General features: G+C 69.7%; 23 protein-coding genes and 1 other RNA gene. 12 read left to right on the top strand and 12 right to left on the bottom strand.

What is annotated here, in order from left to right; all coding sequences use genetic code 11:
* Positions 1-17: 17 nt before the first annotated feature.
* Both RSP_RS11950 and mscL read left to right on the top strand, forming a co-directional pair.
* The gene (locus tag RSP_RS11950; RefSeq protein ID WP_011338439.1) at positions 18-569 is read left to right on the top strand and encodes a TlpA family protein disulfide reductase; all 552 of its coding nucleotides are present in this window, start codon (positions 18-20) and stop codon (positions 567-569) included.
* A 461-nt stretch (positions 570-1,030) separates the two neighbouring features.
* On the top strand, positions 1,031-1,471 hold the full coding sequence (mscL, locus tag RSP_RS11945; protein WP_011338438.1) for a large conductance mechanosensitive channel protein MscL: 441 nt from the start codon (positions 1,031-1,033) through the stop codon (positions 1,469-1,471).
* Between the two features lie 275 nt (positions 1,472-1,746).
* Here mscL and ald read toward each other — a convergent pair whose 3' ends face one another.
* A complete protein-coding gene (gene ald, locus RSP_RS11940; RefSeq protein ID WP_011338437.1) occupies positions 1,747-2,865 on the bottom strand; it encodes an alanine dehydrogenase in 1,119 nt (372 codons plus the stop codon).
* Between the two features lie 139 nt (positions 2,866-3,004).
* Between ald and RSP_RS11935 the strand changes: the two genes are divergently transcribed.
* On the top strand, positions 3,005-3,463 hold the full coding sequence (locus RSP_RS11935; protein ID WP_011338436.1) for an Lrp/AsnC family transcriptional regulator: 459 nt from the start codon (positions 3,005-3,007) through the stop codon (positions 3,461-3,463).
* Between the two features lie 38 nt (positions 3,464-3,501).
* On the opposite strand, the gene RSP_RS11930 is transcribed toward RSP_RS11935, so the two are convergent.
* From RSP_RS11930 to rpsU, 4 genes are all read right to left on the bottom strand, one after another.
* Positions 3,502-4,116: a class I SAM-dependent methyltransferase gene (locus tag RSP_RS11930; protein ID WP_002720903.1), complete on the bottom strand. Its 615-nt coding sequence runs from the start codon at positions 4,114-4,116 to the stop codon at positions 3,502-3,504.
* A gap of 23 nt (positions 4,117-4,139) precedes the next feature.
* Entirely contained in the window at positions 4,140-4,877 is a 738-nt protein-coding gene (gene pssA, locus RSP_RS11925) for a CDP-diacylglycerol--serine O-phosphatidyltransferase (RefSeq protein WP_002720902.1), read from the bottom strand.
* 3 nt (positions 4,878-4,880) lie between these two features.
* The gene (locus RSP_RS11920; protein ID WP_257722017.1) at positions 4,881-5,618 is read right to left on the bottom strand and encodes a phosphatidylserine decarboxylase; all 738 of its coding nucleotides are present in this window, start codon (positions 5,616-5,618) and stop codon (positions 4,881-4,883) included.
* Positions 5,619-5,852: 234 nt separating this feature from the next.
* Entirely contained in the window at positions 5,853-6,059 is a 207-nt protein-coding gene (gene rpsU / locus RSP_RS11915) for a 30S ribosomal protein S21 (protein ID WP_002720900.1), read from the bottom strand.
* A 206-nt stretch (positions 6,060-6,265) separates the two neighbouring features.
* On the opposite strand from rpsU, the gene RSP_RS11910 reads away from it, so the two are divergent.
* Positions 6,266-6,958, top strand: coding sequence for a COQ9 family protein (locus tag RSP_RS11910; RefSeq protein WP_002720899.1), 693 nt, complete (start codon positions 6,266-6,268; stop codon positions 6,956-6,958).
* Between the two features lie 143 nt (positions 6,959-7,101).
* Positions 7,102-8,088, top strand: a complete 987-nt coding sequence (locus tag RSP_RS11905) for an NAD(P)H-quinone oxidoreductase (protein ID WP_002720898.1) — start codon at positions 7,102-7,104, stop codon at positions 8,086-8,088.
* Positions 8,089-8,391: 303 nt separating this feature from the next.
* Here RSP_RS11905 and RSP_RS11900 read toward each other — a convergent pair whose 3' ends face one another.
* Positions 8,392-9,012: a ribonuclease T2 family protein gene (locus tag RSP_RS11900; RefSeq protein ID WP_011338434.1), complete on the bottom strand. Its 621-nt coding sequence runs from the start codon at positions 9,010-9,012 to the stop codon at positions 8,392-8,394.
* Between the two features lie 121 nt (positions 9,013-9,133).
* Here RSP_RS11900 and RSP_RS11895 point away from each other — a divergent pair, with 121 nt between their 5' ends.
* Together RSP_RS11895 and opgC are read left to right on the top strand one after the other, a co-directional pair.
* Positions 9,134-9,880 carry a DUF1013 domain-containing protein gene (locus tag RSP_RS11895; protein ID WP_002720896.1) on the top strand — a complete coding sequence of 249 codons (747 nt, stop codon included), beginning with the start codon at positions 9,134-9,136 and terminating at the stop codon, positions 9,878-9,880.
* A gap of 195 nt (positions 9,881-10,075) precedes the next feature.
* Positions 10,076-11,296: an OpgC domain-containing protein gene (gene opgC, locus RSP_RS11890; RefSeq protein ID WP_011841619.1), complete on the top strand. Its 1,221-nt coding sequence runs from the start codon at positions 10,076-10,078 to the stop codon at positions 11,294-11,296.
* 78 nt (positions 11,297-11,374) lie between these two features.
* Here the strand turns inward: opgC and recR are convergent, their stop codons facing one another.
* From recR to RSP_RS11865, 5 genes are all read right to left on the bottom strand, one after another.
* Positions 11,375-11,974, bottom strand: a complete 600-nt coding sequence (gene recR, locus RSP_RS11885) for a recombination mediator RecR (RefSeq protein WP_002720894.1) — start codon at positions 11,972-11,974, stop codon at positions 11,375-11,377.
* Position 11,975: 1 nt separating this feature from the next.
* Entirely contained in the window at positions 11,976-12,320 is a 345-nt protein-coding gene (locus RSP_RS11880; RefSeq protein WP_002720893.1) for a YbaB/EbfC family nucleoid-associated protein, read from the bottom strand.
* A 12-nt stretch (positions 12,321-12,332) separates the two neighbouring features.
* Positions 12,333-14,081: a DNA polymerase III subunit gamma/tau gene (locus tag RSP_RS11875; protein WP_011338432.1), complete on the bottom strand. Its 1,749-nt coding sequence runs from the start codon at positions 14,079-14,081 to the stop codon at positions 12,333-12,335.
* A gap of 151 nt (positions 14,082-14,232) precedes the next feature.
* An RNA gene (gene ffs / locus RSP_RS11870) (signal recognition particle sRNA small type) lies at positions 14,233-14,331 on the bottom strand.
* Between the two features lie 72 nt (positions 14,332-14,403).
* A complete protein-coding gene (locus RSP_RS11865; RefSeq protein ID WP_011338431.1) occupies positions 14,404-16,296 on the bottom strand; it encodes a bifunctional 2',3'-cyclic-nucleotide 2'-phosphodiesterase/3'-nucleotidase in 1,893 nt (630 codons plus the stop codon).
* A 234-nt stretch (positions 16,297-16,530) separates the two neighbouring features.
* Between RSP_RS11865 and nudC the strand changes: the two genes are divergently transcribed.
* Both nudC and RSP_RS11855 read left to right on the top strand, forming a co-directional pair.
* Complete coding sequence (gene nudC / locus RSP_RS11860) at positions 16,531-17,484, top strand: NAD(+) diphosphatase (protein WP_011338430.1); 954 nt, start codon at positions 16,531-16,533, stop codon at positions 17,482-17,484.
* A gap of 37 nt (positions 17,485-17,521) precedes the next feature.
* Entirely contained in the window at positions 17,522-18,028 is a 507-nt protein-coding gene (locus tag RSP_RS11855) for an SRPBCC family protein (RefSeq protein ID WP_011338429.1), read from the top strand.
* An 18-nt stretch (positions 18,029-18,046) separates the two neighbouring features.
* Here the strand turns inward: RSP_RS11855 and RSP_RS11850 are convergent, their stop codons facing one another.
* The gene (locus RSP_RS11850; protein WP_002720888.1) at positions 18,047-18,880 is read right to left on the bottom strand and encodes a prephenate dehydratase; all 834 of its coding nucleotides are present in this window, start codon (positions 18,878-18,880) and stop codon (positions 18,047-18,049) included.
* Between the two features lie 120 nt (positions 18,881-19,000).
* Here RSP_RS11850 and RSP_RS11845 point away from each other — a divergent pair, with 120 nt between their 5' ends.
* From RSP_RS11845 to RSP_RS11835, 3 genes are all read left to right on the top strand, one after another.
* Positions 19,001-19,525, top strand: a complete 525-nt coding sequence (locus RSP_RS11845; protein ID WP_002720887.1) for a c-type cytochrome — start codon at positions 19,001-19,003, stop codon at positions 19,523-19,525.
* Between the two features lie 168 nt (positions 19,526-19,693).
* On the top strand, positions 19,694-21,631 hold the full coding sequence (locus RSP_RS11840; RefSeq protein ID WP_011338427.1) for an extracellular solute-binding protein: 1,938 nt from the start codon (positions 19,694-19,696) through the stop codon (positions 21,629-21,631).
* A 15-nt stretch (positions 21,632-21,646) separates the two neighbouring features.
* A complete protein-coding gene (locus RSP_RS11835; RefSeq protein WP_002720885.1) occupies positions 21,647-22,735 on the top strand; it encodes a microcin C ABC transporter permease YejB in 1,089 nt (362 codons plus the stop codon).

Raw genomic sequence — 22,735 nt, 5'->3', positions numbered from 1 at the left:
AGCCTTCGGGAGGTGAAATGCTGCGTCTGCTGTTTGCCGTGATCTACACGGCCTTGACCTTCGGTGCAAACGGCGTGGCGGCGGCCCCGGCCGATGCCGGGGCCCTTCTGGCGGGCGACATGAAGAAGCTCGTGATTCATGCCGAGCCGAAGCCGCTGCCCGAGGCCACCCTCGCGGGTCTCGACGACGGCGCCGCGTCGCTCTCCGACTGGCACGGGCGCTGGGTGGTGGCGAACTTCTGGGCCACATGGTGCGCGCCCTGCCGCGAAGAGATGCCGACGCTCGACCGGCTCGCGGCCGAGATGGGGGGCGAGGAGTTCGCGGTGGTGACGGTCGCCACCGGGCGAAACGCCGTGCCGGCGATCCGCAAGTTCTTCGACGAGGCCGGCGTCACGCACCTGCCCGCGCTGCGCGATCCGAAATCCGCGCTCGCCCGGCAGATCGGGGTGATGGGACTGCCGGTGACGCTGGTCCTCGACCCCGAGGGCCGCGAGGTGGCGCGGCTGATCGGCGACGCCGACTGGGGCTCGCCCGAAGCCATGGCCGTGCTGCGCGCGATGATGCACTAGGCGCAGCCCCGGCGCGGCAGGCGCCTTCCGATCCGCGTCGGCGGCGGCCCTGCCCGGTTCATCGCCCGACTGCCCTGCCTTCGGGGCTTGAACCGATGCCCGGTGTGCCATCCGCCGCCTGTGCAAATTGCGGGTCGGGACCCGGCGGGCCTGGCTGCCCTTTCGTCGCGGGGAGGGTCCGCGCGTCCCGACGGAACCGCGCCCTCACCTGCTCTCTTGTCTCGACGCCCCGGAGAAGGGCATTCTGACCGTGTTTCCGCGTGTGAGGGTGCAGTCGAGGGCGTCAGCCGTTCCGGGCCGGATGTCGAACCGCCATGCGGTCCGCCTCGGCCCGCGACCCTGTGCATGGCGCAGAAGAAGCGACCTCCCGGGCGGAGCAGAGAGGCAGGCGGTCGGCCTGCCCGGACGCAAGCGAGATGCCGGAGGCCAGCGCCCCGGCCGGGACAGGAAGGAAGACGCGCATGAGCATATTGGACGAGTTCAAGTCCTTCATCGCGAAGGGCAATGTGATGGACATGGCCGTCGGCATCATCATCGGCGCGGCCTTCACCGGCATCGTCTCGAGCCTTGTGGCCGATCTCATCAACCCGATCATCGGCCTCATCACCGGGGGCATCGACTTCTCGAACCTGTTCGTCAATCTGGGCGACGGCGATTATGTGAGCCTCGCCGCGGCGCGCGATGCGGGCGCCCCGGTCTTCGCCTACGGATCGTTCATCACCGCGGTCATCAATTTCCTCATCATCGCCTGGGTCGTGTTCCTGCTGGTGAAGATCGTGAACCGGGTGAAGGACGCGGCCATCCACAAGAGCGCCAAGGAGGCCGAGGCGCAGCCCGCGGGCCCGACGCAGGAGCAACTCCTCGCCGAGATCCGCGACCTGCTGAAGCGCAGCCCCGCCTGAGCGGCAGAAAGCCGGGGGTGACGGTCACGCCCACCTGTCGAGCGCCGGGGCAATGGCTGTGCGTCACCGATGGGCGAAAGGGCGGTGACGGGCACCGGATCGGCCGGGTCTAAGCCCTGCGCCGGTTCGCATCCGGGCGGGACGATCCGCCCGACCATGCCGTTCGGGAAGCTCCCCCGGCGGCGCTTCTGTGCCGAGACCCCTCCGGTTCGTTGCGCGCCGGAGGGGCCCGGAAGCCGACGGGCGGAGCGCCGGGGACGGCGCTCCGGAAGGGCTCACATCTTCAGGGCCAGTTGCGGCGAGAGCACGTCGATCTCGAGCGCCCGGCCCACGGCATAGTAGGTCAGGTGCCCGGCATGGGTGTTGAGGCCCGCCAGAAGATGCGGGTCCTCCTCGCAGGCGCGCTTCCAGCCCTTGTCCGCGAGGGCGAGGAGGAAGGGCATGGTGGCGTTGCCGAGGGCCAGCGTCGAGGTGCGGGCGACGGCTCCGGGCATGTTGGCCACGCAGTAGTGCATCACCCCGTCCACCTCGTAGATCGGATCCTGATGCGTCGTCGGCCGCGAAGTCTCGAAGCAGCCGCCCTGATCGATCGCCACATCCACGATGGCCGCGCCCGGCTTCATCGTGCCGAGCTGCGCGCGGCTCACGAGCTTCGGGGCCGCCGCGCCGGGGATGAGCACCGCCCCGATCACGAGATCGGCCGCCGTCACCAGCTCGGCCGTGGTGCCGCTGGAGGCGTAGGAGGTGCGGAAGAGCGTGCCGAAGGCCTCGTCGAGCGCCCGGAGCCGGGGCAGCGAGCGGTCGAGCACGGTCACATCCGCCCCCATCCCGGCCGCGATCCGCGCGGCATGGGTGCCCACCACGCCGCCGCCGATCACCACGACCTTCGCGGGCCCCACGCCGGGGACGCCGCCCAGAAGCACGCCGCGCCCGCCATTGGCCTTCTGCAGCGTCCAGGCGCCCACCTGCGGCGCAAGCCGCCCCGCGACCTCGGACATGGGGGCAAGGAGCGGCAGCCCGCCGCGGGCATCCGTCACCGTCTCGTAGGCGATGGCGGTCACGCCCGAGGCCATCAGGTCGCGCGTCTGCTCAGGGTCGGGTGCGAGATGCAGATAGGTGAAGAGCAGCTGGCCCTCGCGGAGCCGCTGGCGCTCGACCGGCTGCGGCTCCTTCACCTTCACGATCAGCTCCGCCGCGGCGAAGAGCTCTTCGGCGGTGTCGACGAGGCGCGCGCCCGCGGCGCGGTAATCCTCGTCGGAGAATCCTGCGCCGGCGCCGGCCCCGGCCTCGACGAGCACCTCGTGCCCGTGACTTGCGGCCTCACGCGCGGCATGGGGCGTGAGGCCCACGCGGAATTCCTGCGGCTTGATCTCCTTCGGGCAACCGATCCTCATCGCTTTCCTCCCTGTGCGATTTTCTCTCAGGATGCACTCGGAGCAGGGGCGGTGCTTTGAAAAGGTACGTGACGACGCCGGGGCAGGGCGGTAGGTTCTTTCGCAGACCGCCCCTCGAGCCGAAGAAGATTGCATCCGAATGGAACTTGACGCGACAGACCGCCGAATCCTGACCGTCCTGCAGAAACAGGGCCGCATCACCAATGCGGAGCTGTCCGAGCGGGTGAACCTCTCGCCCTCGGCCTGTCACCGGCGCGTGCAGCGGCTGGAGGAGGAGGGCTATATCGCGGGCTATGTGGCGCTGCTCGACGCCCGCAAGCTGGCTCGGCCCACAACGGTCTTCGTCGAGATCACGCTGCAGGGGCAGGCCGACGATCTGCTCGACAGGTTCGAGCGCGAGGTGGCGCGCGTGCCCGATATCCTCGAATGTCACCTGATGGCGGGGACGGCGGATTACCTGCTGAAGATCGTGGCGCAGGATACCGAGGATTTCGCCCGCATCCACCGCCAGTATCTGTCGCGGCTGCCGGGGGTGGCGCAGATGCATTCGAGCTTCGCGCTGCGCACCGTGTTCAAGACGACGGCCATCCCCGTCTGAGACGGGTCCCGCGCCGCGGACGGCGCGGGATGGAAGGATCAGCGGCGCTGGAAGCGCAGGAAGGTGAAGAGGCCGCCGGGGCTCATCGGGGTCTGCTCGACCACCTCGAGGCGCGGATCGGCGGTCACGCGCTCGATCGCGAAGTCGGAGTGCCAGCCCAGCGTGTTCTCGAACCGCGCCAGCGCCTTCTCGACGGCGGCGAGCGGGCCCTTGTCGCGCGCGAAATGGTTCACGATCACCACCTCGCCGCCCTTGCGGCAGACGCGCGCCATCTCCGAGACCACGCGCTCGGGTTCGGGAACGACCGAGACGAGGAACATGGCCACGACCGTGTCGAAGGTCTCGTCGGGGAAGTCGAGCTCGCGCGCATCCATCTGGCGCAGCTCCTTGACCGGCTCGAGGCCCATCTCCTCGACCTTCTCGCGGGCCCGGGCCAGCATCTCGTGCGAGAAGTCGATCCCCGTCACGGCCACCCGGTGGCTGTAGAGCGGCAGCGACAGGCCCGTGCCCACGCCCACCTCGAGCACGCGGCCGCCGCGGGCATTCACATGGGCCGCCGTCCGGCGCCGCGGGCTCTCGCTCACCTTGCCGAAGCTGAAGTCGTAGATCGGCGCCCAGCGTTTGTAGCTCCGGCTTACCGCGTCAAGTTCCATCCGTCCGTCCCTCTTCCGTTGTCTCAGGAGCGCCAGCGGCGCAGGTAGGTCACGATGGCAAAGCCCGTCACGACCAGATAGACCAGCCCGACCAGCACCATCAGCAGCCAGAAGCGCGTGACGAGCAGGCCGATCACGATGACCGTGCCGATCAGCACGAAGATCGCCTTGTCGCGCGGGATGCGCATCGACTTGGGCGAGATGGTGGGTATGCGGCTCGTCATCATGAGGCCCACCAGCGCGAGATAGATGCCGTAGGCCACGGGAAAGTCGCGGGCGTCGATCAGGCCCTGAAGCGACATGAAGACCGGGAGCAGCGCCAGAAGCGCGCCGCCGGGCGCGGGAACGCCCGTGAAATGCGGCTTGGTGCCGGGCGGCAGGGGCGTGTCGCGGTTGATGTTGAAGCGCGCTAGCCGCAGGCAGCCGCAGATCGTGTAGACGAGGACGAAGATCCAGCTCGTGGAATAGGTGCCCGCCAGCGCATATTGAAAGACGAGGAGCCCGGGCGTCACGCCGAAATTCAGGAAGTCCGACAGCGAATCGAGTTCGGCCCCGAAGCTCGACTGCGCATTGAGGCGCCGGGCGATCAGCCCGTCCAGCCCGTCGATGGCGGCCGCGAAGACGATCAGCATCGCGGCCAGATCGAAGCGGCCCACCATGATGAAGCGGATCGCCGTGAGCCCCGCGCAGAGCCCGGTGATCGTCACCAGGTTCGGCAGCAGCATCAGGATCGGCAGGGTCCGGTCGTCGCGCCGCAGCATGGCTCAGCGCGCCGCGCCGGTGCGGCGCGCCTCCGGGCTGGCGAGGTCGGCAAGCACGGTCTCGCCCGAGGTCATGACCTGACCGAGGCAGACGAGCGGCTGCACGCCCTCGGGCAGATAGACGTCGAGCCGCGAGCCGAAGCGGATCATCCCGAACCGCTCGCCCGTCAGCAGCGGCGTGCCCTCGCGCACCTCGCAGAGGATCCGGCGCGCCACGAGGCCCGCGATCTGCACGACGGCGATCTGGCGGCCGTCGGCGAGACGGATCGCCAGCGCATTGCGCTCGTTGTCCTCGCTCGCCTTGTCGAGCGAGGCGTTCAGGAACTTGCCCGGACGATAGGCGACGGCCGTCACCGTGCCGCCGATGGGCGCACGGTTCACATGGCAGTCGAAGACGTTCATGAAGACCGAGACGCGGGTCATGGGCGCGGGTCCCATGCCGAGCTCGGCCGGCGGCACGGCGGGCTCGATCAGCGACACGACCCCGTCGGCCGGGCTTACGATCAGCCCCTCACGCGTCGGCGTGACGCGCACCGGATCGCGGAAGAAGTAGTAGCACCAGACCGTGAGGCCCACGCCGATCCAGCCGAGCGGCTCCCAGATCAGGAACAGGACGAGCGTGACCACGGCGAAGATGGCGACGAACTTGGTGCCCTCGCGGTGCATCGGCTTGATGAAGGTCGAGAGCAGGTCGATCGCCATGGAGGAGGTGCCTTCTGACTTGGGGCTTGGTCTTGCGATGGGTGCGGTCTTCGGTCGGGGCAGGGGCCCCTTGTGTCGGGCCACACAGGCCGCGCGGCGCGGATCCTGTCAAGGTTAACGCGGATAAAACCATCCGGCTCCCGCATTGCAACCCTTGGTGGCGATGCTCCGCCGCGCGCCTGTGCCGCACCCGAAAGAAAAACCCCCGACACTTGCGCGACGGGGGTCCGATGGCGGCGAGCCCGGGGGCCCGCCCAGCTTCGCGCTGACGTCTCAGAGAGCGCCTTCGCGCTGCGCCTTCTTGCGCGCGAGCTTGCGCGCACGGCGGACCGCTTCGGCTTGCTCACGGGCGCGCTTGACGGAGGGTTTCTCGAAATGCTGCTTGAGCTTCATTTCGCGGAACACGCCTTCGCGCTGGAGCTTTTTCTTGAGGGCCCGGAGGGCCTGTTCGACGTTGTTGTCGCGGACGCTGACCTGCATGTGGTTGTCACCACCTTCCTAGGTTAGAGTTGCAAGAGTAGCAGGTCGGGCGCCTATAACAGAGACGGGTGGGGCTGTCCACCACCCGCGGCCCCTGCCGGGGCGGAGCGCGGGACACTGGACGCACTGGACAAGCGGCTCAGTTCTCCGTCAGCAGGGGCGGACAGCAGACCCTCCCGCGCGCAGGGAACCGGAAAGGAAACGCCATGGATACACGCGACGGAAACGAGAAGACCCGCGACGCCATCCTCGACGCGGCGGTGATGCATGTGCCCTTCGACGGCTGGTCGGAAACCACGCTGCGGGCCGCGATCCGCGATTCGGGCGTGGCGCCGGGGCTGGCGCGCGCGCTCTTTCCGCGCGGCGGGGTGGATCTTGCGCTGGCCTACCACCGACGCGGCGACGAGCGGATGCTCGAGAAGGCGGCGGCCGCGGATCTGGGAGCCCTGCGCTATTCCGAGCGGGTGGCGGCGCTGATCCGCTTCCGGCTCGAGGCGGTCGAGGACAAGGAGCTGGTCCGGCGCGGCTCCACCCTCTTCAGCCTGCCGCAGCATGCGGGCGACGGCGCGCGCGCGCTCTGGGGCACGGCCGACCGGATCTGGACGGCGCTCGGCGACAGCTCGCGCGACCTGAACTGGTACACCAAGCGGGCGACGCTCTCGGCGGTCTATGCGGCGACCGTGCTCTACTGGCTGGGCGACGATACGCCCGGGCACTATGCCACCTGGGAGTTCCTCGACCGCCGCATCGCCGACGTGCTGCGCTTCGAGAAGATGAAGACCGAGGCGCAGCGCAACCCGCTCCTGCGCGCCGTGACGGCAGGGCCGCGGATGGTGATGCGCCGTGTTCATGCCCCCGCTCCGCCGGCCGATGTGCCGGGCCGGTCGAGCCGCTTCTGAGGAGAAGCCCGCGCGCGCTTCCGATGCCTGCCCGCGCGGGCGGGCATTTCACAGCCGCTGCCGCGACCGGGATGCGGCCCCGGCCGCCAGACAGTTCCGGGCCGGATCGCCGCCGGTCCAGCCCCCCAATCGAGGAGATCCGCGTGAGCCTGCCCGAGACGATGCGTGCCATCGAGATCAGCCGACCCGGAGGGCCCGAGGTCCTGCGCCCCGCCACGGTGCCGGTCCCGGTGCCCGGCCACGGCCAGATCCTGATCCGCGTGGCCTATGCCGGGGTCAACCGACCCGATGCGCTGCAGCGCGCGGGCGCTTATGCGCCTCCGCCCGGCGCCTCGCCGCTGCCGGGGCTCGAGGCCTCGGGAACCGTCGCGGCGGTGGGCCCGGGCGTCACCCGCTGGCGCGTGGGCGAGGAGGTTTGCGCCCTGCTGCCGGGCGGCGGCTATGCCGACTATGCGGTGACCCCGGCCGACCATGCGCTGCCGGTGCCGTCGGGGCTCACCCTGCGCGAGGCCGCCTGCCTGCCCGAGACCTGCTTCACCGTCTGGTCGAACGTGGCGCTCCGCGGCGGGCTCCGGGCGGGCGAGCGCTTCCTCGTCCATGGCGGCTCGTCGGGGATCGGCACCACCGCGATCCAGCTGGCCGCGGCCTTGGGCGCCCGCGTCTTCGCCACCGCCGGCTCCGAGGAGAAATGCGCGGCCTGCCGGGCGCTCGGGGCGGAACGGGCGATCAACTACCGCGAGGAGGATTTCGTGGCCGTGCTCAAGGCCGAAGGCGGAGCGGACCTGATCCTCGACATGGTGGGCGGCAGCTACCTGCCGCGCAACGTCAAGGCGCTCGCGACCGAGGGACGGCTGGTGCAGATCGCCTTCCTCGAGGGCACGAAGGTGGAGCTGAACTTCGCCGAGGTGATGATGCGCCGGCTGACGATCACCGGGTCCACGCTCCGGCCGCAGAGCGATCTGGCCAAGGCCCGCTATGCCCGCGACATCGAGACGCAGGTCTGGCCGCTGGTCGCGCGCGGCGCGCTGCGCCCGGTGATCGACAGCGAGTTCCCGATCGAGCAGGCGGCCGAGGCACATGCCCGCATGGAAGGCTCGTCCCACATCGGCAAGATCGTCCTGAAACTCTGAGCCGGACCGGCCCGGGGGAGCCGGAGGCGGGGGCATCGAACCCCCGCCTCCGGCGCTGCCGCCGGCCAGGCTTCTCCCGGTTGCCCCGAAGGGCACGCCGTCCCCCGCGCGGCGCCACAGGACCGGACCGTCCGTCCCTTCCCGAAGCCCCCCGGGGAAACAGCCTCGCGGCCCCCCCCAGGGACATCCGCCGCAACGCGACCTCGAACGCCCGACCTCACCCTCCCCTCATTCATTCTGGTTCAAATATCCCGGGGGTCCGGGGGCAGCGCCCCCGGCCTTCCTCCGCCGGGCGAGAACCGCCTAGGGCCGGTCCATCTTCGCGAGCGGCAGCGGGCAATCCGGCCGCGCCTCGAGCGCACAGGGGCGGAAGTCCAGATCCTTCGTCAGGCAGATCCGCACCTCCTGCACATGGCCTGCCTCGCAGGCCACGGTGATGCCCTCGGGCGCGAGGCCCGGATTGGCTTCGGTGAAAGCCTCTTCCAGCACGCGGGGCGGCAGCGAGATGTCCACGGGCAGGTGCCGGAGCGGCTCGGGGACTACGACGCGCTCCACCGCGCGGCGCATCAGCGCGAAATAGTCCGTGGCCGGCAGGCCCGCGCAGCGGCCGTGCTTCTTCCATTGATGCCACGCGAGCCCCGGCGCGATCAGATCGGCCATCCCGGCCGTCTCGCGCCGCGACGGATCGCGCTCGGTTGTCAGGCAGAAGGCGGGCCAGCCCTGCTCGCGCTGCGGCCAGAGCCCGTGGAGCACGAAGCCGCGGCCCCAGCTGCATTCCTCGGCCCCGCGTGCCTCGCCCTCGAGTGCGCACCAGGTGGGCTCCCAGCTCAGCGCGAGGATGTAATGGGTGAAATCCCCCGCCCGGTCGTGGTCTGCGAGCGCGGGAGCCGCAGCCAGCGCAAGCGTGAAAGCCAGCAGACGCATTTTCACTTCCCCTCGCGGTGGAACGGCATTATATGCCAGCGTGAACTTCCCGAAAACGAGAAGACGCGGCCCGGCCGCAGCCGTTTTCCCGGCATGGTCAAGATTTGCAGAGGATCGTCCGATGAACAAGCCGCTGATGTCCAAGGCCACCGCCGTCTGGCTGATCGACAACACCACCCTCTCGTTCCGCCAGATCGCCGATTTCTGCGGAATGCACGAGCTCGAGGTGCAGGGCATCGCCGACGGTGACGTGGCGACCGGCGTCAAGGGGTTCGATCCCGTCGCCAACAACCAGCTCGACGCGATCGAGATCGAGAAGGGTCAGCGCGACCCGCTCTACAAGATGAAGCTCAAGTTCAACCCCGCCGCCGTCGGCGAGGAGAAGCGCCGCGGCCCGCGCTACACGCCGCTCTCCAAGCGGCAGGACCGGCCGGCGGCGATCCTGTGGCTGGTGAAGTTCCACCCCGAGCTCTCGGACGGCGCCATCGCCAAGCTCGTGGGCACCACCAAGCCCACCATCCAGTCGATCCGAGAGCGCACCCACTGGAACATCGGCTCGATCCAGCCCATCGATCCGGTCGCCCTCGGCCTCTGCCGCCAGACCGAGCTCGACGCAGCGGTGCAGCAAGCGGCCCGCCGCAAGGCCGCCGAAGGCGTGGTGATGAGCGACGACGAGCGGCGCAAGCTCGTCTCCACCGAACAGTCGCTCTCGATGCCGGACGAGCCGCGGATGCCCTCGGGCCTTGAGCAGTTCGGTCGCAGCGAGGAAGAAAAGCGTCCCGCCGATTTCTCGGATGCCGATTCCTTCTTCAATCTGCCGCACGGCGACGATGCGGACGAGGAAGAAGACGAGGATCCGGCCCGCTGATCGGCAGTCTACCGCTCATTCTGCGGCGCAGCAGGCTTTTGCATTGATGGGGGCGCTTCGATGAGCGACCACGGGAACAACCGCCCTCGGGCGGTTGTTCCCGTTTGAGCCGCGTCGATTGATGTGACCATTTCCCTCCCGGCAGGGGGCTCCGCCACTTCCGGTCGCGTAGCCGCCCCCAATGCAGGACCGACCATGCCGCCCAATCCTTCCCGGAGTTCCGCCGCGCGCATCAACGGCGTGGACGTGACCCGCTCGCTCGCGATCATGCTGGCCATGCTGAGCCATACGCTGATCCAGTTCGACGTGTTCGAGGCGTGGCACGGCCCGACCGCCACCTTCACCCGCTTCGCGATCCAGACCGCGCCGGTGACCTTCATCTGCCTGTTCGGCGCGATGCTCGAGATCGTCTATGCGCCGCGCTTCGCTGCGGGCGGGGCCGAGGCGGCTACCCGGCAGCTCTGGACGCGGGCGCTGCAATGCTACCTGCTCTATGCGCTGACGGTGATCGCGCTGCATGTCTCGGGCGGTCAGTCGCTGGGCTATACGATCCGCTGCCTCCTGATGCTGGGCGTGACGCCCTATGCGGATATCCTGAAGTTCTACGCCCTGGCCCTCCTCGCCGCGCCCCTGCTCCTGCGGATGCGGCTCCGCCACGGGCTCGGCGCGGTGCTCCTCTTTGCGGTGGCGGTGCCCGCCGCCCATCCGCTGCTGGCCCAGCTGCCGGAGCCGCCGTTGCTCTTCGGGCGCGACTACCTCCAGAAGCCCGCGAGCTTCCTCTATGGCGGCACCAGCGAGGCGGGCGGCCCGTCGGTGCTGCACGGGCTCGCGCTGGTCGCGGCGGGCATGATCCTCGGGCGCGGCGTGCGGCTCCTCCTGTCCGCAGAGGCGTCCGAGCGGCGCCGCGGCGCGCTCGTGCTCGGGCTGATGCTGGCCACGACGGCCGGTGCCTCGGCGGCGCTATGGAACTGGCAGGCGCCCTACCAGACCGTCGTGGCGATCGCCGACATGAGCCTGCGCAACGACAACCATCCGATCTATGCCGCCATCGGCCTCACGGCCACGCTTCTTGAGGTGTTGCTGGCGGTGCTGCTCTTCGACCGGCTGGGGCGGCGGTGGGGCAAGCCCGTCCTGTTCCTCGGGCGGACCAGCCTCTTCACCTTCTCCTTCGGCAACATCCTGCTCTATCTCGCGCCCGAGCGGCTGCCCGCGCTGGGAGGCGGCCTGCCGCTCGCGCTTGTCTTCTTCGCGATCATGCTGGGGCAGAGCTGGCTCTTCCTGCGGCTGATGACCCCGGTCTCGCCCGAGGCCAGCCGGGTCTGGACGCGCATTGCGACCGGCTTCCAGCGCCTCGTGCGGGGGATGCAGCGCCCCGTCGACCGGACCGTCTCGAGGCTCGTACCTGCGAGCGCGTGACCCGCACCCCGGGGGGCAGGCGGCCGCTCCGGGGATTTGACAGGTGGTTCGGGGGCAGAGACGGTTCGGGGCCGGCCCTCAGAACCGCCGGCGGGCGCGGAGGGCGGCACCGATGGTGCCGTCGTCGAGATAGTCGAGCTCGCCGCCGATGGGCACGCCCTGGGCCAGCGACGTGACCTGCACGCCCGAAGGCTCGAGCACGTCGGCGATGTAATGGGCCGTGGTCTGGCCGTCCACCGTTGCATTGAGCGCGAGGATCACCTCGGAGATGCCCTCCTCGCGCACCCGCTCGGCGAGGCGGGGGATGCGCAGCTCCTCGGGGCCGACCGAATCCAGCGCCGAGAGAACGCCGCCCAGCACATGATAGCGGCCGCGGAAGGCGCCTGCGCGCTCGAGCGCCCAGAGGTCGGCCACATCCTCCACCACGCAGAGCTCGCCCGTGGCGCGGCGCTCGTCGCGGCAGATCCCGCAGAGATCGGCGTTCGTGATGTTGCCGCAGCGCACACAATCGCGCGCGCTGGTCGCGACTTCGGCCATGGCCTGTGCCAGAGGGGCCATGACGGCCCCCCGCTTCTTCAGCATCAGAAGCACCGCCCGGCGGGCGGAGCGGGGCCCGAGCCCCGGCAGCCGCGCCATCAGCTCGATCAGACGCTCGATGTCGCCGGGGGCTTCGGCCATGTCAGAAGGGCAGCTTCATGCCCGGCGGCAGGCCGAGGCCTTCCGTTAGCTTGCCCATCTCTTCCTTGGCCCGTTCCGAGGCCTTGGACTGGGCATCCTTGATCGCGGCGAGGATCAGATCCTCGACCACTTCCTTCTCCGAGGCGACGAAGATCGACGGGTCGATCTCGAGGCCGGTCAGCTCGCCCTTGGCGGTCGCCGTGGCGCGCACGAGACCCGCGCCCGATTCGCCCACGACGGTCATGCCGCCCAGATCTTCCTGAAGCTGCGCCATCTTCTCCTGGAATCCCTGCGCGGCCTTCATCATCTTGGCCATGTCGCCAAGACCGCCCAAACCCTTCAGCATTCGTTGCTCCTCTCAATTGTCCTCGAACGGGTCCCACTCGTCCTCGACCTCGGGCAGAGCCTCGGCCGCGGCCTGTTCCTCGAGCCTGCGGATCTCGGCGATCCGCGCGCCCGGGAAGGCGGCCATCACCGCCTGGACGAGTGGGTTTTCCAGTGCGCGCGCCTCTTCTTCAAGGCGCCCCTTGTCGCGCTCTTCGGCGAGCGTCGGCGCGCCGCCGCCCGAGACGACCGAGATGCCCCAGCGCCCGCCGGTCCAGCCCTGCAGCCGCTGCGACAGCCGCGCGGCAAGATCGGGGGCGGCGTCGGGTGCCGGCTCGAACTCGATCCGCCCCGGGGCGAAGCGGACGAGGCGCACGCCGGTCTCGACCTCGTACAAGAGCTTCATGTCGCGCTTCTGCCGGATCAGCTCGACCATCTGCTCGAAGCTCTGGCAGGGGAGGGTGCCGGGAGCGAGGGCCACGGCCGTGGCGGCCCCCGAGGCCTGCGGCGCCGGGTGCGCGGCGCGCGGCGGGGCAGCCTGCATCCGCGCCATCGGCGCGGCAGGCGCCGCCTGCGTGCCCGCCTGAACGCCGCCGCCCGGGCCCGGGCCGGGCCGCGGCTCGGACTGGAGCCTGCGGATCAGCGCCTCGGGATCGGGCAGATCGGCCACATGGGTCAGGCGGATCACCGCCATCTCGGCCGCCATCATGGCGTTCGGCGCCAGCGAGACCTCCTCGATGGCCTTGAGCAGCATCTGCCACATGCGGGTCAGCACCCGCATCGGCAGCCGCTCCGCCATCTCGAGCCCCCGTGTGCGTTCGTCGGGCGGCGTGGTCGGATCCTCGGCCGCCTCGGGGCTGATCTTGATGATCGAGATCCAGTGCGTGATCTCGGCCAGATCGCGCAGCACGGCCATCGGGTCGGCCCCGTCGGCATATTGGCCGGAGAGTTCGGCCAGCGCCGCTGCCGCCTCGCCCTTCATCACCAGATCGAAGAGATCGAGCACGCGGCCGCGGTCGGCCAGCCCCAGCATCGCGCGCACCTGATCGGCGGTGGTCTCGCCCGCCCCGTGCGCGATGGCCTGATCCATCAGGCTCATCGCGTCGCGCACCGACCCTTCGGCCGCACGGGTGATGAGCGCCAGCGCATCGCGGGTGAGTTCTGCGCCCTCTTTCCCCGCCACGCGGGAGAGGTGGGCCATCATCACCTCGGGCTCGATCCGCTTCAGGTCGAACCGCTGGCAGCGCGACAGCACCGTGACCGGCACCTTGCGGATCTCGGTGGTGGCGAAAATGAATTTCACATGGGCGGGCGGTTCCTCGAGCGTCTTGAGCAGCGCGTTGAACGCGCTGGTCGAGAGCATATGGACCTCGTCGATGATGTAGATCTTGTAGCGCGCCGAGGCGGCCCGGTAGTGGACCGAGTCGATGATCTCGCGGATGTCGCCCACCCCGGTGCGCGAGGCGGCGTCCATCTCCATCACGTCGACATGGCGGCCTTCGGAAATGGCGCGGCAGGGCTCGCACTGGCCGCAGGGCTCGGTCGTGGGGCCGCCGGTGCCGTCCGGGCCCACGCAGTTCAGCCCCTTGGCGATGATCCGCGCCGTGGTCGTCTTGCCCACGCCCCGCACGCCGGTCATCACGAAGGCATGGGCGATCCGGTCCGCCGCGAAGGCGTTCTTCAGCGTGCGCACCATCGCGTCCTGACCGATCAGGTCGGCGAAGGTCTGCGGGCGGTATTTGCGGGCAAGGACCTGATAGCCTTGCTCGGGTGTGTCGGACATCGGGCCTCGGCGGATTCGGGGTCAGCCCCGAGATTAGGGCGGGGGAGGAGCGGCGTCCACCCGAAGGGGCAGGCGCAATGCAGCCCGCGCGTGGAGGCGCTGCCTGCGCAAGCCTCACGGAACCGGGATCTTTCGCTGCATGATCGGGGAAAGGTGAGAGGCTGGACATCGACCCAGACGGGGCTCGTTACGGCTGCTTCCTTCCGGACCTGACCGGGTTGGCGAGGCGCCTGCCCGCGCCAACCTCTCGCGGCCGATATAGGCCGGGCCGGGGGCATTTGCAAGCGCCCCGCGGCCGCAGGCGGGGCATCGCGCGCGGCCGTCAGAGGGCGAGGCGGAAGCGCGAGAACCCCGCAGGCGAGGAAGGGAGCCGGGTCAGATCGAGGAAGGGCGGCGGCTCGGCCGGGGCGGGGGCCGTCTCGAAGATCGCCGTGGTGCCGGGCATCGGCCGGAAGCGCCAGAAGCGGGGCACCTCGGGGGCCAGCGGCGAGGTCCGGGAGATGTGGCGGCTCAGGATGTCGCGGATCGGCTCGGTGCCGATCCAGGTCGGCAGGGGGCCGAACTGCCGGCTGCAGCTGGCGGCGCGGTAGCTGTTGGTGGCCACCGCGAAGGGCTGCGTCGGGTCCAGCGGCCGGTCCTGCCAGCGCAGGTCGAGGATGCGCCGCGCCTCGGGGCGGACGATCCGGCCGTGGGCGTCGTAGCGCGCGGGCTGGGCCAAGTCGATCGAGAAGGTCAGTCCCTGGATCGGGTCGAAGCCGTAGCTCGGCATCTCGGGATCGAGGAGCGGCTGGTCGACTCCCCCCGGTTCGATCCGGGCGAAGAGGCTCGCGGCCCGCTCGAGCCATTCCGCGATCTGGGCGCCGGTCAGCCGGACGGCGGCGATGAGGTTCGGGTAGATATAGAGATCGACCGCATGGCGCAGCGCGAGCGGTCCAGCCGGCACGTCGCTGTAATGGGCAGGCCCGGCGCGCCCCCCCGCCTTGAAGGGCGCCGCCGCCGACAGGATCGGCAGGCCCGCGAGGGGGCTTCCCGCGATGTGCTCTGCCAGATGGGCGGCCTGCGCCTCGGCTACGAGCGACAGCGAGGCCGTGGGCGCCACGAGGGCGAAATGGCTCGCGATCCGCACCGTCGAGTGGCCGATGGGGCGGCGGATGTGGCGGAGGGTCTCGGCATGGGCGGGCGCGGCAAGCGCGGTGAGCTTCGGGCAGGCCTGCACGGGGCTTCCCGCGCGCCGCACCGGGCGGGCCTCGACCTGCGCCTCCGCCACGCGCCAGCCTTGGGCGTCCCGGGCCAGCAGGAGATCGATCACCCCCAGATGCGAGCCGCGGGCGCCGGCCATTACGGCGGGCTTGCCCGCGAGCCGCCCCAGCGTGGCATCGGCTCCGGGCCGCGGCGGGAAGCCCGGCGCGGGAAAGACGAGGTGGCTGTGGCCCGTCACCACCGCGTCGATCCCCTCGAGCGCCGCCACGGGCAGCGCCGCATCCTCCTGCTCGGGCTGGGCCTCGGGCGCGCCGATCCCCGAATGGCAGAGCGCCACGACGAGATCGCAGCCCTCGGCCCGAAGCGCCGCCAGATGGCCCGCCGCCGCCTCGGCGATGTCGCGCACCTGCAGCCGGTCGCCCAGCACGGCGCGGTTCCACACCGGCACCTGCGGCGGCAGGAGGCCCAGCACCCCGATCCGCAGACGGTGCGGCTGCCCCGCCTCGTCGATCATCTCGCGGTCGAGGATCGCCGCCGGGGGCAGCAGCGTCCGGTCTGCCGCAGGCTCGGCTCCGAGCGTCAGCAACGCATTGCTCGAGACGACGGGCCAGGTCGCGTCGGCGAGCGTGCGGTCGAGATGATCCAGACCGTAGTCGAAGTCGTGGTTGCCGACCGTCGCCGCATCGTAGCCGAGGGCCTTCATGGCCGCGATCAGGGGATGGATCCCTTCGGGCGCCCGCTGCGCCCAGAGATCGCCCATCGGCGTGCCCTGCAGCAGATCGCCATTGTCGAAGAGCAGCGTGTTCGTGGCTTCGGCGCGCGCCTCGGCGATGAGGGTCGCGGTGGTGGCGAGGCCCAGCCCCGGCGCCGGCCGGTCGGCATGATAGTCGTAGGGCAGGATCTCGGCATGAAGGTCCGTCGTGGCGAGCAGGCGCAGCCGGAGCCGGGCCGGGTCTGCGGGCGGCTCCGCCAGCACCTGCGGCCGCCTCTCGCGGTGATCGTCCTCTCGTCTCATGCCCCGGACTTCCTTCTTCGGCGCGGCCCTGCCCGGCATTCCTGCGCCCGCCGCGGCTTCCGAAGCGGTCGCGCGACAGGCATGGGTATCGCCGGGGCCGAGGCTAGGCCGCGCGGCCGGGATGTTCCAGCCCCCCGGCCATGGCATCTTCGCCGTCCGACCCTTGGCCCCTGCCGCGCGGCATGGCATGACGGCCCGGGGCGGCCGGACCGCCGGATCTGGAGGAGCGGCGGCATGCGGATCGCGGAGACAGTGACCTTCGGAGGGTCGGGGCTCGACCGGGCCGGCCGGCTGAGGGGCGATGCCGCAAGTCTCGCGCGGCTTCTGGCGGGCGACTGTGTCCTGCCGATCTGGCGCGGCCGTCCGCTCTGCGCCGAGGAAGGCGCGCTGGGCTGGCTTCCGCCCGGCCATCCCGTGCTGGCCGGGGCGGAGGAGCCGATCTTTCTCGGGCTCGACGGCGAGGCGCCCCGCTTTGCGGCCGACATCTCGCACTGGTCGCCCGAGGCCGGCGCCGAGGCTGTTCAGGGCGGGTTCTTCGATCCGGGGTTCCAGTCGCATCCCGCCCTGCCGGGCGCGCCGGGCTTCGGCGACCTGCGCGGCCTGATGCTCGCGCTCTCGCCGCGCGAGGCGGAGCTGGCCGCCACCGCCAAGGCGCTCGTGCAGTGGCACCGCAGCCATCGCTTCTGCTCGACCTGCGGCGCGCCTTCGGCACCCTCCGAGGGCGGCTGGCACCGCCGCTGCACCGCCTGCGGCGCGCAGCATTTCCCCCGCACCGATCCGGTGGTCATCATGCTGGTGACCCATGGCAACCGCGCGCTGGTCGGCCGGTCGCCGGGCTGGCCCGAGGGGGTCTATTCCTGCCTCGCGGGCTTCGTCGAGCCCGGCGAGACGATCGAGGCCGCCGTGCGCCGCGAGGTGATGGAGGAGGCGGGCGTGACCGTGGGCCCGGTGCGCTATCTGGCGAGCCAGCCCTGGCCCTTCCCGGCCTCGCTCATGATGGGCTGCCACGGGATCGCCCTCACCGATGTCATCACGCTCGATCCGGTGGAGCTCGAGGATGCGCGCTGGATCACGCGCGAGGAGATGGTGACGGTGATGGCGGGGCGTCATCCCGAGGTCCGGCCTGCGCGCAAAGGCGCCATCGCGCACTTCCTGATCTCCAACTGGCTTGCGGACCGTCTGGATTGACGCGAAAAGCGCCGCGGGACGCGGAAGGGGAGAGACCATGCGACTGAGCACCAGCCAGGAAGTCGAGGCGCCGATCCGGTTCGTCTGGAGGCAGCTGTCGGACTTCGGCAACTGGGAGCGCGCGGCCTCGCAGCGCGGCGTGACGGTCCGGAGGCTCGACGGGACGCCCGAGGAGGGTCCCGGCACGGGCTGGCTCGTCCGCTTCGACTACCACGGCCGGACGCGGGAGGTGGAGATGCGCCTCGTGGGCATCGAGCCGGACCAGAAGCTGCTGATGGAGGCCACCGGCCACTCCCTGCGGGCGGATCTGACGCTCGCGTTCCTCGAACTCGCCCCGCGCCGGACGCGCGTCACCGTGACCTCGGACGTGAAGGCGCTGACGCTGCCCTCGCGCGTCTTCCTCCAGTCGCTGCGGTTGGCGCAGGGCACGCTTCAGGAGAAGTACGACGCCCGCATCAAGGGCTTCGCGGCCGAGATCGGCCGGCGCTGGCAGGCCCGCCGCAAAGCTGCCGCGGCTGCGGCCGCGAAGGGGCCGCAGGCCTGAGACCAAGCGCGACGGGGCTCAGCCCCGGCCGGGGTCGGCCGGATAGACGCCGAGGATCTCGGACTGGCTGGTGAAGAAGCGCAGCTCGTCGAGCGCGAGCGCCACGTTCCCATCCTCGGGATGGCCCTCGATGTCGGCATAGAACTCGGTCGCGGTGAAGGAGCCGCCGACCATGTAGCTCTCGAGCTTGGTCATGTTGATCCCGTTCGTGGCAAAGCCGCCGAGCGCCTTGTAGAGGGCGGCCGGGATGTTGCGCACGCGGAAGGTGAAGGTCGTGACCATCTTGCCGGGGCCGCGCCGCGTCCAGTCGGCCTCCCGCGCCATCACGAGGAAGCGGGTGGTGTTGTTCGACTGGTCCTCGATGTGGCGCGCCACCACGTCGAGCCCGTAGATCTCGCCGGCGAGCTCCGAGGCGAGCGCGGCCAGCGCAGGATCGCCCTGTTCCGCCACCAGACGCGCCGATCCCGCCGTGTCGGCGCCCGTCACCGGCCGGATGTCATGGCCGCGCAGGAAGGTGCGGCACTGGCCCAGCAGAACCGTGTGGCTCATGGCGCGCTCGACCTGCTCGATGGGCGTGCCGCGCAGGGTGAGCAGATTGATGTGCACCCGCACGAAGGATTCGTCGACGATCCGCAGGCCCGAGCCCGGCAGCAGCGTGTGAATGTCGGCCACGCGGCCGTAGGTGGAATTCTCGACCGGCAGCATCGCGAGGTCGGCCTCGCCCGCGCGGACCAGCTCGATCGCATCCTCGAAGGTGCGGCAGGGGATCGCCTCCATTTCGGGGCGCGCCTGACGGCAGGCCTGGTGCGAATAGGCGCCGGGTTCCCCCTGGAAAGCGATTCGGCCGGTCATGACTTGGGTCTCCGCGATCAAAAACAGGTTGTCCCCGCGTCCGGCGGCGCTACTACACCTTGAAAGCAAGGGGAAGAAGCGGATACATGTCCGGCGGACCCAAACCGAGGTAAATGCGACATGTTCGACACGATGACCCTGACGAAGGCGGTCGGCGCCGGGTGCGGCGCGCTCCTGGTGTTCCTGCTTGGATCCTGGGCGGCCAGCGGCCTTTACACCTTCGGCGAGGGCCACGGCGAGGATGTGACGCAAGCCTATGTGATCGACACGGGCGCCAGTGCCGCCGCCGAGGAACCGGCCGCCGAAGCGGTGCCGTTTCCGGAACTGGTGGCTGCGGCCGATGCGGCGGCGGGCCAGAAGGTCTTCGCCAAATGCGCCGCCTGTCACAAGGTCGACGGCTCGGACGCGACGGGCCCGCATCTGAATGGTGTGGTCGACCGCGCGGTGGCCTCGGTGGCGGGCTTCGCCTATTCGGACGCGATGGTGGCCCATGCCGCCGAGGCGCCGACCTGGACGTTGGAAGAGCTCGGCGCCTTCGTCGAGAATCCCAAGGGCCATGTGCCGGGCACCAAGATGACCTTCGCGGGCCTGCCGAAAGAGCAGGACCGCGCCAATGTCGTGGCCTATCTGGCCTCGCTCCAGTAAGGGCAGAACCCCCTGTTTCTTGAAGGGCCGCCCGATCGGGCGGCCTTTTTCGTTTTTCCTGCCGGGCCTGCCGTCTCGTCACGCAATCGCAACTTGAGACTGCGTCCCAATGCACCGTAGCATGGCGAACCGGGCGCCAGGCGCGCGACACGAGGCAGGGGGAACGGCATGGGTGAAGTCACGGCGCGCACGGCGCAGGGCAGGGTCGCAGTCTCGAGACTTCCCGACGTGCGGTCATGGCTTCTGGGGGGGCTCGGCCTGCTGGCCGCAGCCGCGGCGGCGCTGCCCGCCCATGCGCAGGACGCGCCGAAGATCATCAAGGCGCACGGCATCTCGACCTTCGGCGATCTGAAATATCCGGCCGATTTCACCCACCTCGAGTACGTCAATCCCGACGCACCCAAGGGCGGCGAGATCTCGGAATGGACCTTCGGCGGCTTCGATTCGATGAACCCCTATTCGGTGAAGGGCCGGGCTGCGGCCCTCTCGTCGATCATGTATGAATCGATCCTCGCGGGCACGGCCGACGAGATCGGCGCGGCCTACTGCCTGCTCTGCGAGACGCTCGAATATCCCGAGGACCGCAGCTGGGTGATCTTCAACCTGCGCCCCGAGGCGAAATTCTCGGACGGCACCCCCGTCACCGCAGAGGATGTGGTCTTTTCCTACGAGACCTTCGTGGCCAAGGGGCTCACCGATTTCCGCACCATCTTCGCCCAGCAGGTCGAGGGGGCCGAGGCGCTCGACACGCATCGGGTGAAGTTCACCTTCAAGAAGGGCATCCCCACCCGCGATCTGCCGCAGGACGTGGGCGGGCTGCCGGTCCTGTCCAAGGCGCAGTATGAGCGCGAGGGGCTCGACCTCGAGGAGGGAAGCCTGAAGCCCTTCCTCGGTTCGGGCGCCTATGTGCTCGACGAGAGCCGGATGAAGGTGGGCCAGACCGTCGTCTACCGCCGCAATCCCGACTACTGGGGCAAGGACCTGCCGCTCATGCGCGGCACCGGAAATTTCGACGCGATCCGCATCGAATATTACGCCGACTACAATGCGGCCTTCGAGGGCTTCAAGGGCGGCAGCTACACCTTCCGCAACGAGGCCTCCTCGATCCTCTGGGCCACGGGCTACGACTTCCCCGCCGTCCAGACCGGCCATGTGGTGAAGGTCGAGCTGCCCTCGGGCGCCAAGGCCACGGGGCAGGGCTGGATGCTGAACCTCCGGCGCGAGAAGTTCCAGGACCCGAAGGTGCGCGAGGCGCTGAACCTCATGTTCAACTTCGAATGGTCGAACCAGACGCTGTTCTACGGCCTCTATACCCGCGTCGATTCCTTCTGGGAAAACAGCTACCTCGAGGCGGAGGGCGCGCCCTCCGAGGCCGAGGCGGCGCTTCTGAAGCCGCTCGTCGACGAGGGCCTGCTGCCGGCCTCGATCCTCACCGAGCCCCCGGTCAGCCCGCCCGTCTCTGGCGAACGGCAGCTCGACCGCAGGAACCTCCGGGCGGCGAGCAAGCTCTTGGACGAGGCGGGCTGGACCGTGGGCTCGGACGGGATGCGCCGCAACGCCAAGGGCGAGGTGCTGCGCGTCGAATTCCTCAACGACAGCCAGACCTTCGACAGGGTCATCAGCCCCTTCGTCGAGAACCTGCGCGCGCTGGGCGTGGATGCGCTGATGACGCGCGTGGACAATGCCCAGATGGAAAGCCGCACCCGGCCGCCGAGCTACGATTTCGACATCACCACCGGCAATGCGCGCACGAACTACATCTCGGGCGCCGAGCTGAAGCAGTATTACGGGTCGGAGACCGCCGACATCTCGGCCTTCAACATCATGGGCCTGAAGGACAAGGCTGTGGACCGCATGATCGAGGTGGTTCTGGCCGCCAAGACCTCCGAGGAGCTCGAAGTGGCGACCAAGGCGCTCGACCGGGTGCTGCGGCTGCAGCGGTTCTGGGTGCCGCAATGGTACAAGGCCAGCAACACCGTCGCCTATTACGACATGTTCGAGCATCCCGAGACCCTGCCGCCCTATGCGCTGGGCGAGCTGGACTTCTGGTGGTTCAACCCCGACAAGGCCCAGGCGCTGCGTGACGCGGGCGCCTTGAGACAGTAAGGGCTGCATCCCCCCATGGGAGCCTACATCCTCCGGCGACTTCTTCTGATCGTGCCGACCCTGTTCGGCATCATGGTCATCAACTTCGTCCTGACGCAGTTCGTGCCGGGCGGCCCGATCGAGCAGGTGCTGGCGCGGCTCGACGGGCAGGGCGACGTGTTCCAGACCGTTGCGGGCGGCGGCGATGCCGGCACGGCGAGCGCACCCTCGGCGCAGACGTCCGAACGCTACGTCGGCTCGCGCGGGCTGCCGCCCGAATTCATCGCCCAGCTCGAGAAGCAGTTCGGCTTCGACAAGCCGCCGCTGGAGCGTTTCCTCGACATGATGTGGAACTACGTCCGCTTCGACTTCGGCGAGAGCTACTTCCGCTCGATCTCGGTGGTGGATCTGGTCAAGGAGAAGATGCCGGTCTCGATCTCGCTCGGGCTCTGGTCCACGCTGATCGCCTATCTGGTCTCGATCCCGCTCGGCATCCGCAAGGCCGTCCGCGACGGATCGAGCTTCGACACCTGGACGAGCGGCGCCATCATCGTGGCCTATGCGATCCCGGGCTTCCTCTTCGCGATTCTGCTCCTCGTGCTCTTCGCGGGCGGATCCTACTGGCAGTGGTTCCCCCTGCGCGGGTTGACATCTGACAACTGGGACAGCCTGTCCCCGCTGGGCAAGGTGGCCGACTATTTCTGGCACATCACCCTGCCCGTGGTGGCCTCGACGATCTCGGCCTTCGCCACGCTCACGCTGCTGACGAAGAACTCCTTCCTCGAGGAGATCCGCAAGCAATATGTGATGACCGCGCGGGCCAAGGGACTGGCCGAGGGCCGGGTGCTCTACGGCCATGTCTTCCGCAATGCGATGCTCATCGTGATCGCGAGCTTCCCGTCCGTCTTCGTCTCGGTCTTCTTCGGCGGCAGCCTCATCATCGAGACGATCTTCTCGCTCGACGGGCTGGGCCGGCTCGGGTTCGAGGCGGCGGTGGCGCGGGATTATCCGGTGATCTTCGGCACGCTCTTCGTCTTCGGCCTGCTCGGCCTGCTCATGGGGATCCTGTCGGACCTGATGTATGTCTGGATCGATCCGCGCATCGACTTCGGGACGCGGGGCTGA

It is taken from the genome of Cereibacter sphaeroides 2.4.1 (genome assembly GCF_000012905.2).
In the GTDB taxonomy this organism is placed as follows: Bacteria; Pseudomonadota; Alphaproteobacteria; order Rhodobacterales; family Rhodobacteraceae; genus Cereibacter_A; species Cereibacter_A sphaeroides.
Note: the sequence above shows the minus strand (reverse complement) of the source record. Positions and strands in the feature narration are given on the sequence as shown.

Excerpts from the sequence above, each read along its gene's own strand:
- RSP_RS11950 (WP_011338439.1), top strand. The coding sequence starts at position 18 with ATGCTGCGTCTGCTGTTTGCCGTGATCTACACGGCCTTGACCTTCGGT.
- mscL (WP_011338438.1), top strand. The coding sequence starts at position 1,031 with ATGAGCATATTGGACGAGTTCAAGTCCTTCATCGCGAAGGGCAATGTG.
- ald (WP_011338437.1), bottom strand. The coding sequence starts at position 2,865 with ATGAGGATCGGTTGCCCGAAGGAGATCAAGCCGCAGGAATTCCGCGTG.
- RSP_RS11935 (WP_011338436.1), top strand. The coding sequence starts at position 3,005 with ATGGAACTTGACGCGACAGACCGCCGAATCCTGACCGTCCTGCAGAAA.
- RSP_RS11930 (WP_002720903.1), bottom strand. The coding sequence starts at position 4,116 with ATGGAACTTGACGCGGTAAGCCGGAGCTACAAACGCTGGGCGCCGATC.
- pssA (WP_002720902.1), bottom strand. The coding sequence starts at position 4,877 with ATGCTGCGGCGCGACGACCGGACCCTGCCGATCCTGATGCTGCTGCCG.
- rpsU (WP_002720900.1), bottom strand. The coding sequence starts at position 6,059 with ATGCAGGTCAGCGTCCGCGACAACAACGTCGAACAGGCCCTCCGGGCC.
- RSP_RS11910 (WP_002720899.1), top strand. The coding sequence starts at position 6,266 with ATGGATACACGCGACGGAAACGAGAAGACCCGCGACGCCATCCTCGAC.
- RSP_RS11900 (WP_011338434.1), bottom strand. The coding sequence starts at position 9,012 with ATGCGTCTGCTGGCTTTCACGCTTGCGCTGGCTGCGGCTCCCGCGCTC.
- RSP_RS11895 (WP_002720896.1), top strand. The coding sequence starts at position 9,134 with ATGAACAAGCCGCTGATGTCCAAGGCCACCGCCGTCTGGCTGATCGAC.
- opgC (WP_011841619.1), top strand. The coding sequence starts at position 10,076 with ATGCCGCCCAATCCTTCCCGGAGTTCCGCCGCGCGCATCAACGGCGTG.
- recR (WP_002720894.1), bottom strand. The coding sequence starts at position 11,974 with ATGGCCGAAGCCCCCGGCGACATCGAGCGTCTGATCGAGCTGATGGCG.
- RSP_RS11880 (WP_002720893.1), bottom strand. The coding sequence starts at position 12,320 with ATGCTGAAGGGTTTGGGCGGTCTTGGCGACATGGCCAAGATGATGAAG.
- RSP_RS11875 (WP_011338432.1), bottom strand. The coding sequence starts at position 14,081 with ATGTCCGACACACCCGAGCAAGGCTATCAGGTCCTTGCCCGCAAATAC.
- RSP_RS11865 (WP_011338431.1), bottom strand. The coding sequence starts at position 16,296 with ATGAGACGAGAGGACGATCACCGCGAGAGGCGGCCGCAGGTGCTGGCG.
- nudC (WP_011338430.1), top strand. The coding sequence starts at position 16,531 with ATGCGGATCGCGGAGACAGTGACCTTCGGAGGGTCGGGGCTCGACCGG.
- RSP_RS11855 (WP_011338429.1), top strand. The coding sequence starts at position 17,522 with ATGCGACTGAGCACCAGCCAGGAAGTCGAGGCGCCGATCCGGTTCGTC.
- RSP_RS11850 (WP_002720888.1), bottom strand. The coding sequence starts at position 18,880 with ATGACCGGCCGAATCGCTTTCCAGGGGGAACCCGGCGCCTATTCGCAC.
- RSP_RS11845 (WP_002720887.1), top strand. The coding sequence starts at position 19,001 with ATGTTCGACACGATGACCCTGACGAAGGCGGTCGGCGCCGGGTGCGGC.
- RSP_RS11840 (WP_011338427.1), top strand. The coding sequence starts at position 19,694 with ATGGGTGAAGTCACGGCGCGCACGGCGCAGGGCAGGGTCGCAGTCTCG.
- RSP_RS11835 (WP_002720885.1), top strand. The coding sequence starts at position 21,647 with ATGGGAGCCTACATCCTCCGGCGACTTCTTCTGATCGTGCCGACCCTG.